This is a genomic window from Burkholderia sp. MSMB1078WGS (assembly GCF_001528895.1).
Classification (GTDB): domain Bacteria; phylum Pseudomonadota; class Gammaproteobacteria; order Burkholderiales; family Burkholderiaceae; genus Burkholderia.
Map to the genome: position 1 here is coordinate 64,613 of NZ_LPDI01000078.1, position 19,138 is coordinate 83,750.

Annotated in this window: 10 protein-coding genes and 1 pseudogene; 4 read left to right on the forward strand and 7 right to left on the reverse strand. The window is 66.6% G+C overall.

From position 1 onward, the window contains the following. Positions 1-7: 7 nt before the first annotated feature. A complete protein-coding gene (locus WT24_RS18280; protein ID WP_060035370.1) occupies positions 8-1,135 on the forward strand; it encodes an NAD(P)-dependent alcohol dehydrogenase in 1,128 nt (375 codons plus the stop codon). 165 nt (positions 1,136-1,300) lie between these two features. Continuing rightward, positions 1,301-2,491, forward strand: a complete 1,191-nt coding sequence (locus tag WT24_RS18285) for a helix-turn-helix domain-containing protein (protein ID WP_257127514.1) — start codon at positions 1,301-1,303, stop codon at positions 2,489-2,491. Here the strand turns inward: WT24_RS18285 and WT24_RS18290 are convergent. Then, entirely contained in the window at positions 2,488-3,672 is a 1,185-nt protein-coding gene (locus WT24_RS18290) for a sugar transporter (RefSeq protein WP_059499291.1), read from the reverse strand. The genes WT24_RS18285 and WT24_RS18290 overlap by 4 nt on opposite strands. Positions 3,673-3,868: 196 nt before the next feature. On the opposite strand from WT24_RS18290, the gene WT24_RS18295 reads away from it, so the two are divergent. Continuing rightward, complete coding sequence (locus WT24_RS18295; RefSeq protein WP_034209221.1) at positions 3,869-4,543, forward strand: HAD family hydrolase; 675 nt, start codon at positions 3,869-3,871, stop codon at positions 4,541-4,543. A 144-nt stretch (positions 4,544-4,687) separates the two neighbouring features. On the opposite strand, the gene WT24_RS18300 is transcribed toward WT24_RS18295, so the two are convergent. From WT24_RS18300 to WT24_RS18310, 3 genes are all read right to left on the reverse strand, one after another. Further along, positions 4,688-6,775 carry an alpha-galactosidase gene (locus WT24_RS18300; protein WP_257127515.1) on the reverse strand — a complete coding sequence of 696 codons (2,088 nt, stop codon included), beginning with the start codon at positions 6,773-6,775 and terminating at the stop codon, positions 4,688-4,690. Between the two features lie 297 nt (positions 6,776-7,072). Beyond that, positions 7,073-10,507, reverse strand: coding sequence for a hybrid sensor histidine kinase/response regulator (locus tag WT24_RS18305; protein ID WP_082742221.1), 3,435 nt, complete (start codon positions 10,505-10,507; stop codon positions 7,073-7,075). A 320-nt stretch (positions 10,508-10,827) separates the two neighbouring features. Continuing rightward, complete coding sequence (locus tag WT24_RS18310) at positions 10,828-13,440, reverse strand: YadA-like family protein (protein ID WP_257127516.1); 2,613 nt, start codon at positions 13,438-13,440, stop codon at positions 10,828-10,830. 30 nt (positions 13,441-13,470) lie between these two features. Between WT24_RS18310 and WT24_RS35375 the strand changes: the two genes are divergently transcribed. Next, entirely contained in the window at positions 13,471-13,758 is a 288-nt protein-coding gene (locus WT24_RS35375; protein ID WP_257127517.1) for a hypothetical protein, read from the forward strand. A gap of 231 nt (positions 13,759-13,989) precedes the next feature. Here the strand turns inward: WT24_RS35375 and WT24_RS35830 are convergent. The 3 genes and pseudogenes from WT24_RS35830 to WT24_RS18320 all read right to left on the reverse strand — a co-directional run. Continuing rightward, positions 13,990-14,121 (reverse strand): annotated as a pseudogene (locus tag WT24_RS35830) (ESPR domain-containing protein); the annotation flags it as partial. A 271-nt stretch (positions 14,122-14,392) separates the two neighbouring features. Beyond that, complete coding sequence (locus WT24_RS18315) at positions 14,393-15,115, reverse strand: OmpA family protein (RefSeq protein ID WP_060035376.1); 723 nt, start codon at positions 15,113-15,115, stop codon at positions 14,393-14,395. A gap of 108 nt (positions 15,116-15,223) precedes the next feature. Then, on the reverse strand, positions 15,224-19,138 hold a 3,915-nt coding region (locus tag WT24_RS18320), incomplete at its 5' end, for a YadA family autotransporter adhesin (protein WP_179949371.1).

Genomic DNA, 19,138 nt, shown 5'->3' on the forward strand with positions numbered 1-19,138 from the left:
ACCGACCATGTACACCGAACACGATACACGCGCCGTCACCGCGGCCGTCGCGCGCGCCGCCGGCGCGCCCTTCTCGATCGAAGCGGCACGGATCCGCGCGCCGCGCGGCGACGAGGTGCTGGTGCGCGTCGTCGCGACCGGCTTGTGCCATACCGACCTGATCGTGCGCGACCAGTACTATCCGGTGCCGCTGCCGGCCGTGCTCGGTCACGAAGGCGCCGGCGTGGTCGAGGCGGTGGGCCCGAACGTGAAGACGCTCGCCGCGGGCGATCACGTCGTGCTGACCTACGGCGCGTGCGGCCACTGCACGTCGTGCGTCGGCGGTCACGGCGCGTATTGCCGGCAGTTCTTCGCGCTGAATTTCGGCGGCGCCGACGCCGACGGGCAGACCGCGATCCGGGACGAAGCGGGGCAACCGCTGCACGATCATTTCTTCGCGCAGTCGTCGTTCGCGAGCTACGCGCTCGCGCGCGAGAACAACGCGATCAAGGTGCCGAAGGAAGCGCCGCTCGAGCTGCTCGGCCCGCTCGGCTGCGGGATCCAGACCGGCGCCGGCGCGGTGATCCATTCGCTCGCGGTGCGCCCGGGCAGCAGCTTCGCGAGCTTCGGCGCGGGCGCGGTCGGCATGAGCGCCGTGATGGCCGCGCGCATCGCGGGCGCGACGACGATCATCGCCGTCGACATCGTGCCGTCGCGGCTCGCGCTGGCGCTCGAACTCGGCGCGACGCACGCGATCGACAGCCGGGAAGTCGACGTCGTCGACGCGATCCGCGAGATCACCGGCGGCGGCGCCGACTTCGCGCTCGAATCGACCGGGCTGCCGGCCGTGCTGTCGCAAGGGATCGAAGCGCTCGGCTCGCGCGGCACGATGGGCGTGGTCGGTGCGCCGAAGCTCGGCACGAAGGCCGAATTCGACGTGAACAGCCTGCTGCTCGGCGGCCACACGATCCGCGGCATCGTCGAAGGCGACAGCGTGCCGCAGACGTTCATCCCGCAGCTCGTGCAACTGCACCTGCAAGGGCGGTTTCCGTTCGACCGGCTGGTGAAGTTCTATCCGCTCGACCAGATCAACCAGGCGGCGGCGGACAGCAGCGACGGGAGCACGCTCAAGCCGATCCTGCGCTTGCCGCACTAGTTGGGGGCACCGCCGGCCGGCCGCCGACGCCAGTCGGCGCCATGCGGCGGGCGCCGTTGCCGGGAACGAAAATACCCGGCTTCGGGCACCGGGCTATATTACGCATTCGCGCGACACGCCGGGCCGGCAACACCGGCCCGGACATCGACCCAACTGGAGCGCAGCGTGAAGCCAGCCCCCGAATCCCTTTCACGGCCGGTCGACCTCGACCGGCTCCGCGCCCGCTTCGCCGCGGGCGAGCCGCTGCCGGAAACGGCCTTGCCGGCCAGCGTCGCGCGCTCGTGGCTGCGTTCGCGCGACGCCGGGCTGCGGCCGTGGCAAGCCGCCCGCTATGAAATGCAGCGCGAACTCGACGAATCGCGCGCGGACCGGCGGCTGATCCGCTGCGTCGCGCAGGAAATCGAACCGCTGTGGGCCGCATTCGGCGGCAGCGAATGGACGATCATGTGCGTCAATCCGCACGGCACGATCGTCCATGCGCGGCGCAGCCCGCAATGCGACGACGCGCTGCTCACGCCGATCGTCGCCGGACGCCGAATCGTCGAACCGAACATCGGCACGACCGCCCCGAGCTGCGTGATCCACGACGGCGCCGAAACCGTCGTCGCGGGCGCGCAGCACTATCTCGACGCGTTTTCGCGGGTGTTCTGTCTCGCGGTGCCGCTGGTCGGCTTCGACGGCGAAGTGATCGGCGCGCTGGACATCACCGGCGTCGGCCGGCGCAACGTCGCGCAGTTGCGCGAGTCGTTCCGGCACGCGTCGCTGTCCGCCGAGCAGCGGCTCTATGCGATGCTGCGCGACTGCCATCTGCTGCAGGTTCAGCATGACGCGCGCTGGCTCGGCACGCCGCTCGCCGGCGTCGTCGCGCTCGACGCAGCGGGCCGCGTGCGCGCGGTGAGCCGGCTGGCGCGCCGCATGCTCGATCTCGCGCCGGAAGGGCCGCTCGGGCCGTACGATCTCCGGCAACTGTTTCCCGGCGCGACGCCCGCGCAGCAGCGTCGCTTGCTGACGCCATCGCGCACGCCGCAGCGGATCGCGCGCGACGACGGTAGCCACGTATGGGTGCGCACCGTGCGTGCGCCGCTCGATCGCGCGACGCCCGCGCGTCAGGCCGATGTGCTCGAAGAAGCCGCCGACGTATGCAACCCGGCGCCGGCCGCCGGTCCGCAGGCGAGCCTGCACGAACAGTCGCTCGATGCGATCCGCCGGGCGCTCGACGAGCACGACGGCAACGTGTCGGCGGCCGCGCGGCAACTCGGCATTTCACGCACGACGCTGTACGCGAAACTTCGGCAGCTCGATGCGGCGGGGATCCGGCACGACGGGCCGCATCGACGATTCGGGACGAAGCCCTAAGCCGCTGCCCGCCGCTCATGCAGCCGCAACGCGAGCCACGCGATTCCGGCCGCGAAGATCGCGACCACGCCGCCGAAGGTGCCGATCCACGGCAGCCCGAAGTCGCCCGCGATATGGTTGCCGAGCAGCGCGCCGGCGCCGATGCCGACGTTGTACAGCCCGGAATAGATCGATACGGCCAGATCGGTCGCCTCCGGCGCCAGCTTCAGCACCCACGCCTGCATCGCCAGCCCGAAACAGACGATCGCGCCGCCCCACGCCAGCGTGTGCACGGACAGCGTGACGACGTTCAGCGCGCACGGGAACAGGATCAGCAGGCAGCCCGACAGCGCGACGATCGACGCCAGCAGGAAATCGTCGGGCCGGTGCGGATAGAGGCGATTGAAGCAGACCGCGGCCGGCAGGCCGGCGACGCCGAACAGGATCAGCACGTACGTGATCCGGCTGCTGCTCGCATGGTTGACGCTCTGCACGAACGGTTCGATGTACGTGTACGACGTGAAGTGCGCGGACACGACGAGCACGGTGATCGCGTACAGCGCGACCAGCGCCGGCTTGCGCAGGAACACCCCGATGCTGCTCAGCGAGCCTGCGCCCTGGCTCGGCAGCAACGGCAACGTGGCGCGCAGCAGCAGCAATGCGACGCCCGCCGCGCCCGCGATGATCAGGAACGTGACGCGCCAGCCGAACGCCTCGCCGATCACGCGGCCGAGCGGAATCCCGGCCACCATCGCGATCGCCGAGCCCATCGCGAGCAGGCTGAGCGCACGGCTTTTGCGGTCGCTCGGCGCGAGCCGCACGGCGAGCGGGACCGAAATCGACCAGAACACCGCATGCGCGCACGCGATGCCGAGCCGGCCGATCATCAGCACCGTGAAATTCCACGCGACGCCGGTCACGACGTGGCTGCCGACGAACACCAGCAGCGCGACGCTCAACAGCTTGCGGCGCTCGACGTGACGCGTGACGAACGTCAGCGGCAGCGATACGACGGCAACGGCCCATGCGTAGATCGTCAGCATCAGGCCGACTGCGGTCGGCTGCATCTGCAGGCTGTCGCCGATCGCGCTCAGCAGCGCGACGGGCACGAATTCGGTGGTATTGAAGATGAAAGCGGCGAGTGCCAGGGCCAGAACGCCCCACCACGATTGTTCGGAACTGACGGCGTCGGGGGTTGCCATACGGGAATTCGAAGGTTGGGCGCGCGGGCGGCCCGCCCGGCGCATCGGCGCGATTGTACCAGCGCTGTTCGACACGCGGCCGCGGGCGCGGCGCGTGCGACGCGGGACATGGCGGTGACACGGCCGCGCGCCGATAATGTAACGAACCGTGTTTTGCCGACGATTTGCCCGAACGCTACCGGGCCAGGAGATTCGCATGCGTATTGAAACGTCATTTCTGTTCGATCTCGACGGCACGCTCGTCGACAGCGTCTATCAGCACGTACTCGCGTGGAAAGAAGCGCTCGATGCCGAAGGCATCGAGCTGTCGGTGTGGCGCATTCACCGCAAGATCGGGATGAGCGGCGGCCTGTTCCTGAATCAGCTGCTGCGCGAGACGGCCGGCGACATCGACGCGGCGCGCGTCGAGCGGCTCGCGCGGCTGCATGCGGCCGCGTACCAGCGGCTGCGCGCGCAGGTCCGGCCGCTGCCGGGCGCGCGCGAGCTGCTGGCCGCGCTGTCGAATGCGGGCATCCGCTGGGCGATCGCGACCAGCGGGCGGATGGAAACCGCGGCGATCAATCTCGAGGCGCTCGGCGTCGATCCGGCGAAGAACGTGGTCGTCACGCGCGATCAGGTGAAGTATGCGAAGCCGGACCCGGACCTGTTCCTGACCGCCGCCGCGAAGCTGAACGTGCCGATCGAGCATACGGTGGTGGTCGGCGACAGCATCTGGGACATGCTCGCCGCCGCCCGCTGCCGCGCGCTCGGCGTCGGCCTGCTGTCGGGCGGGTATGGCAGCGACGAACTGGAACGCGCCGGCGCGCTGCGCGTGTACGACGATCCGGCGGACCTGCTGTGGCACCTCGACGAGGTGGCGGCGCGGCCCTGAGCGCCGGGCGACCTGTTGACGTCGGCAACCGGCCCACACGAGGGTCGGTGCGGCAAGCGCACGTAAATTTCCGGCAGCTGCGTGGGCGACAAGCTCGACGTGAAGGCGCGGCCTGCCTGAATCGGCAGGCCGCGCGCATCGTCGTTACTGCTTCACCGGAGCGGCGATGCCGTCGATGTCGGGCGCCCAGCCCGTGGGGTTCGAGAATCGCAGCGTGTTCGCACTGCCCTGCTGGAACGTGCCGGTCACCGTCAGCGTCGATACGTTCCCCCAGCCGCCGGTCGACGGGAACGATACCGTGACCGGCGTCGCGCCGTCGAAGCTGATCTGCGCGTTACGCGGCGCCCCATCGCCGTTCGCATAGCTGATCGAAACACTATACGTCCCGCTCGCCGCCACGCTGATCCCGTTGATCGTCAGCGTGCCGTTGCTGGTTCCGTCGCCGTTGCCGATGTAGCCGACGTCCTGGCCGCCCGAGCAGCCGTTGCAGGACGCAACGCGCGCCGCACCACCGAGCGTGTTGGCGGGCGCCTCGGCTTCGTACGCCAGCGGCGGCGGGGGCGGCAGTTTCACAGGCCCGGCCACCACGGCGACCGACGCGATCTCGGGCGCCGGCGTGGCACCGTCCAGGCTCGACAGCGTCAACGTGTTCAGCCCCGACTTCAGCCCGACGTATACCGTCACGGTGCCGACAGACGCGCCGGCAGGCGGAAATGCCACCGTCGTCGGATTGCCGCCGTTCACGCCGAGCTGCGCTTTGGCGGTTTCCGGCCCGGCATTCAGGTAAGCGATCCGGACGAAGCCGCCGACCGTCGACGACGCGACGTTGTCGAACGTCACCGTGCCCAGCCCCGTGACCTTCCTGCCGCCCGCACAAGCGATGCAATTCGCATACGTGGCGCCCCCCGACAGCGTGCTCGGCAGGAACGTGGACGACGGCGCGTCCTTGCCGCGCAGCACCAGCATCACGGTGCCTCCGGCCGGAACGCTCGCGACCGTATAGGCGTCGGCGGCCGTGCCGAGATTCTTGTGCGCCCAGACATCGCGCACCGTGGCCCGGGTGCCCGCAGCCAGCCCCAGTTGCTTCCACGTCACCGTCATCGGGCTCGCCGCGGCGCCGTTGTTGAGCAGCAGGACCGCACGCCTTCCGCTGCCGGCCAGCAGCTTCGCCCAGATCTGCTGCCCGTTGGCGTCCGCGACCTTCAATCCCTGCAATCCCAGCGCATCCTGGTCGATCGCGATCAGTTCGGGGTTGGTGAGCAGGGTCACGCTGTCGCTCGAAAGCGGCTTCGACAGATCGTTGCCGAGGATCATCGGCGCGCCGGCGATCGCCCATAGATTCACGTGAGCGAGATCGTTCGCCGCCGTCATGCCCATGCCGGCAACCATCATGTCGGGATCGTTGTAGTAGCCGGTGTGCTGCCCTTCCGGATGATAGTTTCCGTTGAAGTTGCCCAGCACCGAGCTGAACTTCGGAACGCCGCTTCCGGGGCCGTAGATGTCCCCCGTCGTACGCCACGACGTGGCGATCCCCGCGCCCCAGGCCCACGGCCCCAACCCTGCATCGGGATAACCGCTCTTGCCCAACGTGCCCCAGTCGCACATGTTCAGCACCAGCAGCTTTCCGGTAGCGGCGTAGGCTTTCTGAATGGCCTGCGAAATGGCCGTATACGCTTGTTGCGGATCGTATCCGGCCGCGCTGCCGCCGCACCAGTCGACCTTGACGAAGTCGTAGCCCCATTGAGCGAACTGCAGGAAATCGTGATCGTAGTGCGCGTAATCGCTGCCGACGAAGTGCACGCCGTTCGTGCTACCGCAGCCCTGCGGCCCGGAGTCGATATAGATACCCGCTTTCAGCCCCTTGCCGTGAATGTAGTCGGCCATCGCCTTCATGCCGCCCGGCCACTGGTTGGTGGGATTGCCGTTCATGTCGACGTTGATGATGAAGTTGCCGTTCGCGTCGCGCTTTCGGGAGGTCCACCAGCCTTCGTCGATATTCACATACTGGTATTTGTTGCCCGACGCAATGCTTTCGTTCAGCTTGGCCAACCCGTCCGCTTGCGCCTTGATCGTATCGAAACTGACATCTTCCGCGAGGCTGTTCCATGACGACCAGCCCATCGGCGGAGGATTCACGGCGATCTGCTTTCGCGCGGCCGGTGCCGCGTCCGTCGTCGTGCCACCGTCGGACGTCGCGGCCGTCTCGGTACCGCCGGCTCCGGTAGTCGCCATCGCGACGCTGCTACCGACGGAGGCGGGGCTCGTATCGTCACCGCCGCACCCGGATATCACGCCGGCCGCCAGCAGCATGCCGACCGTCAATATTCCTAACTTATTTTTCAAATTCATCTGCGTCTCCAGATTATTTGAGTGGCGCGTACCCGTGTGTGCGGCACGCGTTCGCAGATTAGTGAGTTCCTTGGCGTTTATTCAATCTTTGCGACGCGCGGCCAGATACTGGGATCATTTCCGCAAGCAAGCCGAAAGATGCAATTATTCAAGCGATTCAATCAATTTCGGTTGACAGTCTTATGCTGCCGGACCGCTCCCACCAGCGTGGATAGCGTCGTCTTGCTGTCCGATCCCATCGATGCATGCGCCGAGCAGCAGGTTCACGGCGTCCGACAATCTCGCCAGCAACCCGCTCATCGCGTCAACATGCCCCGCACGGCCCTGCGCCTCGATTTCGGCGCAGATCGCGACTATCGCATGCTCCTGCACCATCGCAAATGCGCCCTTGATCGCGTGCACATGCCGCAGTATTGCTTCGATATCCTTGTTTGCGATCGCGGCGCGCGTCTGGACAATCGCGTCGGTCGTCGTCTCTGCGAGCAGATCGCGCAGTTCGCCATGCAGGTGCGACAGCACGGCCGGCGCCCCGTCGGCGGCATCATCCGACGGTTCGGACCGGTGCGAGCGCTTGACCTGCCGGCGCACGACCGCATCGATCTGGGCAAGCGACATCGGTTTGGTCAGCACCTCGGACATGCCCACTGCCTCGCAGCGCCGGATCTCTTCCATCGACGCGTGCGCGGTGATCGCAACGATCGGCGGCGCGTCGCCCCGCCCACGCAGGATGGCGGTCAACCGGTAGCCGTCCATCACCGGCATGCTCAGGTCGGTCATCACGAGGTCGTAACGCGTTTCGCTCATGCGTCGCAACGCGTCGAGGCCGTTTTCCGCGAGATCCGCGTCGTAGCCCAGCATGTCGAACTGGTCTTTCAGCAATGCCCGGTTGACCGGATGGTCCTCGACCACGAGCAATTTCGCGCGAACAGGCGCTTCATGCAGTACGTCGGCCGGCTCGGCAGCTTCGATATCGCCAGGCTGACCGAGCACACGCGCCAGCGCCGCGTGCAGCCCTCCGATCGCGTAGCACGAAACAGATACGCGTGGCCCCAGCACGACCGGTGTGCGCGGCCCGTCGGGCGATGCGTCGATCGTCCATTGCATCCGCTGCACCAGCGCTTCCTCATCGGAAACGGGCCACGGCCTGAGATGGCCGAACACGATCACGGCGTCGCAGCTGTCTGGCACCTCGGCCGGGCTGGAAACGAGTACCGCGTCGATACCCCAACATGCAAGGTGCTGCGCGATGCTGTCGCGCCAGCCCGCGGCCACCGACACCAGCGCGACATTCGGGCGACCCGCAAACGCGCCGCGCCGCTCGAACGACGCTTCGTGCGCATGCCGCCCGGACAACGACAGCACGAACGTGCTGCCGTGCCCCGGTGCGCTATCCACCGTGAGCGTGCCGCCCATGAGATCGGTCATCCTTTTGCACAGCGCGAGCCCCAGGCCCGTGCCTCCGAAGCGGCGCGCGATCGTCGCATCCGCCTGCGTGAATGCATCGAAGATGAAAGCGTGACGTTCGGGGGCGATGCCGACGCCCGTATCGCTGACCGCGATCTCGAGCCGCCCTCCGTTCTCGCGCACGTCGATGGCGACATGCCCGTCGTCGGTAAATTTCAGTGCGTTGCTGGTAAGGTTCGCGACGATCTGCCGGATCCGGACCGGGTCGCCAAGATAGCGCGGCGCCAATTCGGGATCGAAGCGGCACGCCAGTTCGATGCCCTTGTCGCCGGCAATCGGCGCGAACATCACGCACACCTGCTCGACCACGTCGACGACGTCGAATGCGATCGTCTCGACACTCATCTGTCCGGACTCGGCCTTCGAAAAATCGAGCACGTCGTTGATCACGCCGAGCAGCGCGTGCGATGACGACGTGATCGTCGCGAGCCGATCCCGCTGCAGCGCCGACAGCGGCGATCGGCCCAATAGCTCCAGGTTTCCGAAAATCGCGTTGAGCGGCGTGCGGATCTCGTGGCTCATCGTCGCGACGAACGTCGATTTCGCGCGATTGGCTTCGTCTGCCGCGCGCCGCGCCTCGTCGAGCTTGCGTTCCGTATGCTTGCGCGCGGTGATGTCGGAGAACCCGCACAACAATACCGGCTCGCCTTGATAGCGCGTCTTGACGAGGCTGACCGCCAGTTCGCTGATCTGGCCGTCGATTTCGACCACGAGCTCGGCATCGAGCGGCCCAGCCAATGCTTCGTGCGGATGAGCCTGCCGCCAGCGCTTGAAGATCTCCAGGAACCGCAGATGCAGCGGCGATGCGCCGTCGGCCGCATCCGCCGTGCCACGGTACCGCGCCATCACACCATTCTCCAGCATCATGTCGCCGGTGCGAACCGACAGCAGCCCAAGCCCGAACGGCGCCATCGCGATGATCGAGCGGTTCAGATGCTCGCTTTCGAACACCTGCTTCGAACGGCGATAAAGCGGCTTGAAGACCGTGCGATTGAAGTACAGCAGAAACGCCCACATCAAGGCGATGATGACGAATGCCGCTACGGCCCGGATCGCCAGATCAGGCAACAACGCGTTGACGACCGTGCGCCACGTATACGCATAGACGAGCGCCCAGCCGGTATCGGACAGGCGCTCGCCGATCGTGAACACGCCCTTCTCGTACCGCGCATCGAAGCGCTGAAACGCATGCTTCCATCCGGAGAGCTGCTGCACACGCTCGGCAAGGCGCTCGTGGGTATCGCGATCGATGTCCGCCTCCAGCATCACGTTGCCGGCCGGATCGAGCAGCAGGAATTCGCCGTCGTACGGCACCTCGCCGAGCTTCCTGCGCAGCACGTCGGTCGGCAAGTCGCTGACGAACACGACGAATGGCTTGCCATGCTCGAACCCCGGCTGCACCAGCCGGAACGATTCGACGCCCGTCAGCGGATCGCGCGACGGCGGTAGCCAGAACACCTTGCGCGATTCGAACAACATGCGGTCGTAGTCTGGATCGCGGAGATCGCCGATCGACGGCGCCACCTCGCGGATCAGCCCGGTCGTGTCCTTCGCGCCGAGCGACGCAACCGGATTGCCGCCGGGCGGCGGCGGCACGATCGAGATGAACGTGTCGTCGACATTGAACGCATAGCCGGACATCGCCTGGCCGCGCTGCTTCGCGCTCGCGCTCGTCGAATAGGCTTGTTCCTCGAAGAGCGCCAGATAGTCGGCATAGTCCGACGCACGCTGCCCGTGCGTCATCTCGCCCAGGAGCAGTTGCGGATCGACGTGCTTGCTCGGCTGCACGACGAGCCGGCCGCCTTTCTCTTCGAATTCCTTGACGAGTTCGTCACGCGGGCGACGACGATCGGCCCACAGCAGTTCTGCGTTGTAGACACCACGGCGCATCGCTGCCTGCTTGGTTTCCACCTCGACCAGCAGCAGCGCCTTGTGCGCGAGGAACGTCGAACGGCTGTCGGCGATGTACGCGCGGATCGCCGCCGCCGCGCCGATCGTCACGGCGAGCAGGATCGTCACGGTCATCGCGAAGCCGCCACCGTAGAGCAGTCGCTTCTGGTAGCGGCCGAGCAGGTGCAACTCGCCCGCGTTCGCTTTGGCGCGGCTTTTAGGAAAACGGAACATCGAACGAAAAGAAAGACGTTCAAGCATGAGAATTCTCGAGTAACGTCCACGTCCGGCTGGCGTATTGCACTGCCGGATCGAGAGGTAGATCGTGGGAGCCCTTCTCAGACATGCACGGTCCGGCCGGACCGTGCATGTCTGAGGATGAGGCTCGGTGAGCGTTGCTGGGCAACTTGCGTTCGGGGCTCGTCACGTATGCCCAACGCGCATGAAAAAAAGCGCCCGAATTGCTTCGGGCGCTTGCTGTGGCATGGCTACCGCATTCACGAACGCCGTGAGCACGGGCCGGTGAATCGTTAGCCGTTCAGCTGCCGGGCAACTGCCCGGCAAGCTGTCCGGCCCGCGACTTACCAGTAGAAGCCGCCGCCGATTACCGCGCCGACTTCACCGCGGCTGCTCGTGTTGACGGCTGCCTTGACCGTCCACTTGCCGTCACGCGTCATGTACGACGCACCGAGTGCCGAACCGTATTCGCCGCCGTACGTGCTGCCCGCGATCGACACGAAGGTGCGCCCCGGTTGCGTCGACTGCGGCAGTCCGGCCACGGCCATCGCCGCTGCCACGCCGCCCATTGCATCCTGGCGGGCGCTGCGTACCGAGTTCTGCATCTGCTGCACGTTGACCGCATCGGTCGGCGCCGTGCCGGCCGCGACGTTCGTGATCTGCCGCTCGTTGCCGGCCGAACCGACCGACACCGCGTTGTCGCGATCCGCGACCGAGCCCGCACCGAGCGCAACCGAGTTGTTACCGGTGGCGTTCGCGTTCTGACCGATCGCGGTACTGCCGGCACCCGACGCATTCGAACCGTTGCCGATCGCCGTGCCGCCACTGCCCGATGCATTCGAGCCACTGCCGATTGCCGTACTGCCGTCGCTCGAAGCCTTCGCTTCGTGACCGATCGCCGCGCTGTCCTTGCCCGACGCCTCCGAGCCGGCGCCGATCTCGACGCTTCTCTCGCCGCTGCCCGGCGCATCGATATTGCCCGAGCCATCGCCGGGGCCGCCCGGGTTGCCGGGAATGCCGCCAGCTTCCAGATCGGAGACACGATCGCCGAGGTCGGAGAACCGGTCCTCGAAGTCCTGCTGCATCGCGTACAACTGGCCGCCGTTCACCGCGTCCATGCTGCCCGACTCGATCCGGCCCGGTGCGACGTTGAGCAGCTTCGTGCCCATCGAGCCGCCGAACGTCACGCTGTCGAGGTCGATGCCGTCGTAGACCACGGCCGCGAGTTCCTTGCCCGTGTAGTCGATCAGGCCCGTCGCCTTCAGCTGCGCGATCGTCACGGCGTCGCTGTCGTTCACGCCGTTCGCGACACCCGACAGCGTGCGAGGACCGGCCGTGCCAGCGAAGTCCACCGACGTGCCGCCCGTCGCCGCGCCGACCGTGATCGCGCGCGTCGTCGGATCCTGCTGAACGAGACCGATCTGCCCCGATTCGAGCTGGTTGTTGATTTTCACGATGTCGCCTTCGTTGGTCGTCACGCGGCCGTCGAGGTTCGTCACCACGTCGCCGACGTTGTGGTACGTGTTCGAGCCGCCATTGCCATCGCCGACAGTGAAGGTGGGTGCCGAAATCGAACCGTCCGCGTTGACCGTCGAGCCCGCGCCGATCGCCGATGCGACGCTTTCCGACACGCCATGCAGCTGCGAGCCGTTCACCGCGTCAAAACTGCCGGCTGCGACTTCGCCTGCCGCCACACCGGTCAACTTGCGCTCGCCCGCCGTGCCCGTGAAGTCGACCGTCGTGCCGTCGGTGTTCGCGGCAACCGTGATGTTGCGCGACGTCGCGTCTTGCTGAACGAGGCCGACCGTACCGTTGCCGATCTGGTCAGCAAGGTTCGCGATGTCGCTTTCGTTGGTCGTCACGCGGCCGTCGAGGTTCGTCACCACGTCGCCGACGTCGTGATACGTGTTCGAGCCGCCATTGCCATCGCCGACGGTGAAGGTGGGTGCCGAAATCGAACCGTCCGCGTTGACCGTCGAGCCCGCGCCGATCGCCGATGCGACGCTTTCCGACACGCCATGCAGCTGCGAGCCGTTCACCGCGTCAAAACTGCCGGCTGCGACTTCGCCTGCCGCCACACCGGTCAACTTGCGCTCGCCCGCCGTGCCCGTGAAGTCGACCGTCGTGCCGTCGGTGTTCGCGGCAACCGTGATGTTGCGCGACGTTGCGTCCTGCTGCACGAGGCCGACCGTGCCGTTGCCGATTTGATCGGCCAGCGTCTTGATGTCGCCTTCGTTGGTCGTCACGCGGCCATCGAGGTTCGTCACCACGTCGCCGACGTTGTCGTAGGTAGCCGAGCCGCCATTGCCGTCACCGACCGTGAAGCTCGGCGCCGTGATCGTGCCGTCCTGATTCACCGTCGAACCCGCGCCGATCGCCGAGGCAACGCTTTCCGACACGCCATGCAGCTGCGAGCCGTTCACCGCGTCCAGGCTGGAAGCCGAGACCTCACCTGCCGCCACGCCCGTCAGCTTGCGCTCGCCGTCCTGACCGGTAAAGTCGACTGTCGTGCCGTCAGTGTTCGCGCCGACCGTGAGGTTCGCGCCGGGTGCCGACTGCTGAACAAGCCCGAGCGTGCCGCTCGACAGGTCGTTGATCTGCTGATTGATGTTCGTGATGTCGGACCGGTTCGTCTCGATATCGTTCTTCGCGATGGTCAGTTGACCGTCCAGCGCGTACAGCGCGTCGCCGACGGTGGATTGACCACCGCCGTTTACGAGATTGTATTTCGGGCCGGTGACGGCGCCCGTATTCGGGTCGATCGACGCGCCTCCGCCGAGTGCGGACACGACAGGCTCAAGCTGCGACACGTTGACCGCGTCGGTAGCTTGCGTGCCCGCGGCAAGGTTGACAATTTGGCGGGTGAAAAGCGTCCGTGCACTGCCGTCCGCATTGGTCGCAACATCATTGCCGACCGAGAAAACCTCTGCGCGGCTTGTTCCAGTGTCGACGCCCACCGAGGCGGAATTCTTCCCAGTAGTGCGGGCATGGGTGCCGAGAGAAAGGGCACCGAAGGCGGTGGTGGAAGCACCCGTTCCGAGAACAACGGTTCCACCATTTCCGTTCGATACGCTGTTTGCGCCGATCGCAATTGCGCCGGAGTTGGTGTTCTGCGCCCCTGCGCCAATGACAATCGCATTGTTGCCGCTCGCGACGGCGCCACTACCGATACCAATTGCGCCGGTAGGAATCCCGCCGACACCGCCATTGCGCACGGATGCTCCGCCAAGCGCCGTGGCATTCGTTACCCCGATATTCCCGCCGTCAATCGTTGAGCCTGCACCAATCGCCGTATTGTTGTCGGTCGAAGACGGATTTCTGATGATCTGTCCGCCGCCAGCCGTATAGTCATTCGCGCCCAACACACCGATATTGCGTGTGGCGGGAACCGTCGCTGATACGCTGACATTGGCAGGCGTGCACTTGCCGGCCGTGGTGAGCGAACCCGGCTGGAGATCTTCCGTCGTGCAGGCATCGGCCGCGAACGCGCCACCAACGGTTGCGGCTCCGATTCCAAGCCCGACAACCACCTTGCGGGCCACACGCGCCGAACCCTTCGAATGCGACTTCGCCGTTTCGGCGACCGCCGCCCACGTGCCCGTCACGGCGTTCCAGATATTGAGGTACGTTTTGTTCATTTCCCGGTTCCTTTCAGTTAGTCAGGTTGACGAATGAATGGTAGGGATTGGGCTCGACCAAGTCTGTCGTCCGGAACCGAATTGCCGGCCGGGGTCTTGTAGGGCCGGTCCTGCATTGCGGCCGGCATGTTGCAGGCATTGCCGCTTCAAAATGCGCGAATATCGCGCACAAAAAATGGCCTCGCACACCTTTTGGTGCGAGGCCGTGTCGACAACGGGCAGTAGCGCGATCCGTGTATCGCTTACGTCGCGATACCGCCTCGCAACGACGTCACCGAATCTCGACTCGCACTTCCACGCGCCGATTCTGCGCGCGCCCTTCCGCCGTCTCGTTCGGTGCAACCGGATCGGCTGCGCCCATGCCCTGCGCGTCGAATTGCTCGGCGCGCAGGCCCTTCGTGCGCAGGTACGTGACGACGGATCGTGCGCGTGCTTCGGACAACCTCAGGTTATGTGCTTCCGATCCCGTCGAATCGGTATAGCCGATCACCGTCACGCGATTGAAGGTGTTCGCCTGGTTCGCGCGAACGAATTCGTCCAGCGTGCGGCGCGCGCCGACGGTCAGCACTGCGCTGTCCGTCGCAAAGTTCGCGTTGCCTTGCAGCAGAATCTGACGCGGTTGCGGGGCCGGTTGCGGCTGCGGCGCCGGTTGCGGCTGTGCCTGCGGCGGCACGGGCTGCACGACCGGCTGCGGCTTGCCGCACATGAACGTGATTTCGCGCGGATCCTTCATCGGTGCATTGCTGCGCACGCGGTCGATCATCTCGAGCGGCGTGAAACCCTTGCCCTGACAGAACTCCTCTGCCGCGCGGGCACATGAATTCACGCTACCCAGCAGCCCGTCGCAGCTCACGCGGAACACGTTGTCCGGCTTGCCCGGGATCGACACCGCACGAATGTCGTAGGTCGGCCCCGATTGGGTCGTACAGGCGCCGAGCGCCATCGCGATCGCGCCGATCGAAGCAGCGCGCAACAACAGAGTTTTCATGGTCATGGTGAAACGTCCGCCCAGAGGCGGACGACAGAATTGAATTGGAAAGATGGAAACGCGTGATGCGGTGTCGCACGGGCGGAGCGGCGCAAACCGCCCCGCCCTGCGCGATTACCACTGGTACGACGCACCCACGCCGACGGTATTGCCGCCGCTCGACAGACCCACGCCGGCCTTCATCTTCAGGTTCTGCGTGATGCGGGCTTCGCCGCCGAACGCCACTGCCTGATAGCCCTTGTAGGTCGCTCCGCCGACGCCGAACGACAACGTCTTGCCCGGATCGACGCCAGGAATCATCGTCAGCGCGGTGGCTGCCGCGATGCCCGAGTACGCGTTCCTCGACACGTCGTTGATCTGCCCTTGCAGACCGCCGACCGCGCGGTCGAGCTGACCCTTCGTCGTCGCGTCGTTCGCGTTGATACCGTCCGCGATGTTGACGATCCGGCGGTTGCCGTCGTCGGTGCCGTTACCGAACGAGACCGTATTGGCTTCGTTCGCCACCGAGCCCGAGCCGAGCGCGACCGACTGGTTGCCCGACGCGTTCGCGCCGGAACCGATCGCGGTCGCCCCTTCGCCGGTGCTCGACGCACCCGAGCCGATCGCCGTGCCGTTGTCCTTCGACACGCTCGAACCCGAGCCGATCACGGTGCCGTTATTCGCGCCACCGCCGATGTTCGAACCCGAGCCGGCCGCCGTGTTGCCCGTGCCGGTACCGGCGTTGGCGGGGTTTTCGTCTCGCGCGCCGGTATCAGTGCCGGCGAAGTACGGGTTGTCGCCCGAACCGCCGCCACCACCGCCATTGCCCGGATTCTGCTCGAGGGCGCCGACACGATCGTCGAGACCGCTGAACTGGTCACGCAAGTCGCTCAACTGGCCGAAGTTCACCGCGTCGTACTTGTTCACACCGTCAGCAACGTTGGTCAGCACCACCGGCGCCGCGCCCGTCCCGCCCAGCGTCACCGAGCCGTAGTTCGGCGTGCCGTCGTCCTTCAGATCGTAACGCACCGCGAGCGAATCGGTCGCGCCGTACTGGGCCGCTGCCTGGACTGCCTCGGCAACGGTCTTGTACTTGTTCCCGTTCACTTCGATCGCCGTGTCCACGAGCTTGCCGTCATCGTCGACCGTCGTGCCGCCGCCGATTACGTCCGCGACGCTCTGCGCCGTGCCGTACAGCTGCGAACCGTTCACCGCGTCCTTGCTCGTCGCGTTCACCGCGCCCGCGGCCACGCCGGTCAGCACGCGTTCGCCCGCGGTGCCGGCGAAGTCCACGACAGTACCGTCCGTATCCTTCGCGACCGTGATGTCGCGCGACGTCTCGTCCTGCTGGACCAGACCGATCGAGCCGTCGGCCAGGCTGTTCGAGATGTTCGTGATCGCGTCGCCGACGTTGTTGAACGTCTGGTTGTTGACCACATACGTCGGGCTCGTCACCTTGCCGTCCGCATCGACCGTCGAACCGCCGCCGAGCGAATCGGCCACGCTTTGCGCCACGCCGTGCAACTGCGCGCCGTTCACCGCGTCCGTGCTGGTGGCGCTCACCGCGCCCGCCTTCACATTCGTGATCGTCGTGCCGCCCTTGCCGGCCAGAACGACCTGATCGAAGTTCGCCGAGCCGTCGGTGTTCTTGCCGTACGTGACGGCGAGCGACGACAGCGTGCCCGGGTTGCCCGGATCGGCCGGCGCGACGAGACCTGCGTCCTGAAGCTGGCCGACGTTCACCGCGTCGTTACGCGCCACACCGTCCGCGACGTTCGACACCCGCACCGGGCCGCTACCGTTACCCAGCGACACCGAGCCGTAGTTCGGCGTGCCGTCCGCGTTGCGGTCGTACGTCACTGCCGCGATCGACTGCCCCGTCACCGGATCCACCAGGCCCGAATCGGCCAGTTGGTTCTGGATGACCGTGATGTTCGTCGTGTTGTCCACGACACGGCCATCGAGGTTCGCCAGCGCGTCGCCCACGTTGTGGTAGTCCGCCTTCTGCGATGCGTCCGCCGGGTCAGCCAGCGAGTACGTCGGGTTCGTCACGTTGCCGCTCGCGTCGACGGTCGAGCCGCCGCCCAGCGAATCGGCCACACTCTGTGCGGTGCCGTGCAGCTGCGAACCGTTGATCGCATCCTTGCTCGTCGCCGTTACCGCGCCTGCCGCCACGTTCGTCAGCGTCGTGCCGTTCGCACCGCCCAGCGTCACCCGATCCTGCGACGCATCGTCGTACGCCACCGCGTTGGGCGTACCGCCACCACCGTTATCGGCAACGTACTTTTTCATCTGGTCGACGTTTACCGCATCGGTGCCGGCCGTACCCTCGGCCACGTTGACGATTTGGCGTTCGCCGCCGACGACACCGACCGACACCGAGTTGATGCGGTCCGCCCGCGAGCCCGCGCCCAGCGCGACCGAGTTGCCGGCGCTCGCCATCGCGCCATAGCCCATGGACGTCGAGTTGTTGCCGGTCGCGGCCGAGTTCGTGCCGATCGCCAGGCTCTGGCTGACCGCATTTGCGCCGTTGCCGATCGCAACCGCACTCGCGCCGGCTGCGCTAGCCAGCGAACCGATCGCCGTTGCGAAGTCCGCGCCGGCCGCAGTCGTCGCGCCGGAACCGATCGCCACGCTCGAGCTGCCGTTCGCCGTTGCACCGCCGCCGATGGCCGTCGCATTGCCGTTCAACGCCTGTGCATCGGTGCCGAGCGCTGTCGCCTGCGTACCGGTCGCTCGCGCGGCCGTGCCGACCGCGACGCCGCCGAAACCGCTCGACACCGCGCCTGCGCCCGCCGCAAGGCCGCCCTGGCCCGGCGTGACCGTCGGCGCATCGCTGCCGTCGCCAGCCCCGTCCGCCACGAAGTAGCCGCCGTCCGTCGTGGTCTGCGGCATCGCATCCAGCGTCGACTTGATTTGCGCCACCTGATCGTTGACCTGATTCAGCGTCGCGGTCGTGTTGGTCGCGAGCTTTGCGTCCAGCGTGCGCAGGTTGACCGCATCGGTGCCGCTCTGCGCGTCGCCGACGTTGACGATCCGGCGCTCCGCGCCCGCGTTGCCCACCGACACCACGCCGACCTGATTCGCGACCGAGTTCGCGCCCAGTGCCACCGAGTTCATCGCCGATGCGCTCGCGCCCGTGCCCAGCGCAAGCGCCGAGGTTCCGCTCGTCGATGCGTTGGCACCCAGCGCAACCGAACTACCCGCCGCTGCGTTCGCGTTCGCGCCGATCGCCACCGCACGGCCGCCCGTCGCCGACGCGTCGTCCGTGCCGTCGTTCCGGCCGTTCGCCTTGAAGTAGCGCGTTGCCGTTGCGATCTGCTCGCCGGTCGACGCTTGCAGCGCATCCAGCTGCGAACGGTTCACCGCATCGTTGGCATCCACGCCGTCGGCGACGTTCTTGATTTGCGTGCCACCGGTCGACGGATCGCCGCTCAGCGTGATCGTGCCTTTCGAAGCGTCGTCGTACGTGACCGCGGCAAGCGACTTGCCGTCGTCGCCGATCAGGCCCGAACCCTTCAGTTGGCTCATGTTCACCGCGTCCGTGTCGGCCACGCCCGCGTTCACGTTCGACAGCGTCACCGGAGCCGATGCGCTCGCGCCGCCCAGCGTCACCTTGTCCTTCGCCGCGCTGTCGTACACCACAGCCAGCGATTCGCCGGTCGTCGGGTCGATCAGGCCGCTGTCGTGCAGCGTGTCTTCGAGGTCGCCCACGCGTGCGTTCGTCGCGAACAACTGCGAGCCGTTCACCGCGTCCGTGCTCGTCGCCGACAGGTTGCCTGCCGCTACGTTCGTGATGCGCGTGCCGCCGATTCCGCCCAGCGTGATCGTGCTCAGCGTCGCGTCGTCGTACGTGACCGCTGCAAGCGATTTGCCGTCGTCGCCGATCAGGCCCGAACCCTTCAACTGGCTCACGTTGACTGCATCCGTGTCGGCCACACCCGCCTTCACGTTCGAGATCGTCGTGCCATCAGCGCCCTTCAGCGCCACTTCGTCGAAGTTCGCCGAGCCGTCCGGGTTCTTGCCGTACGTGACCGCCAGCGACATCAA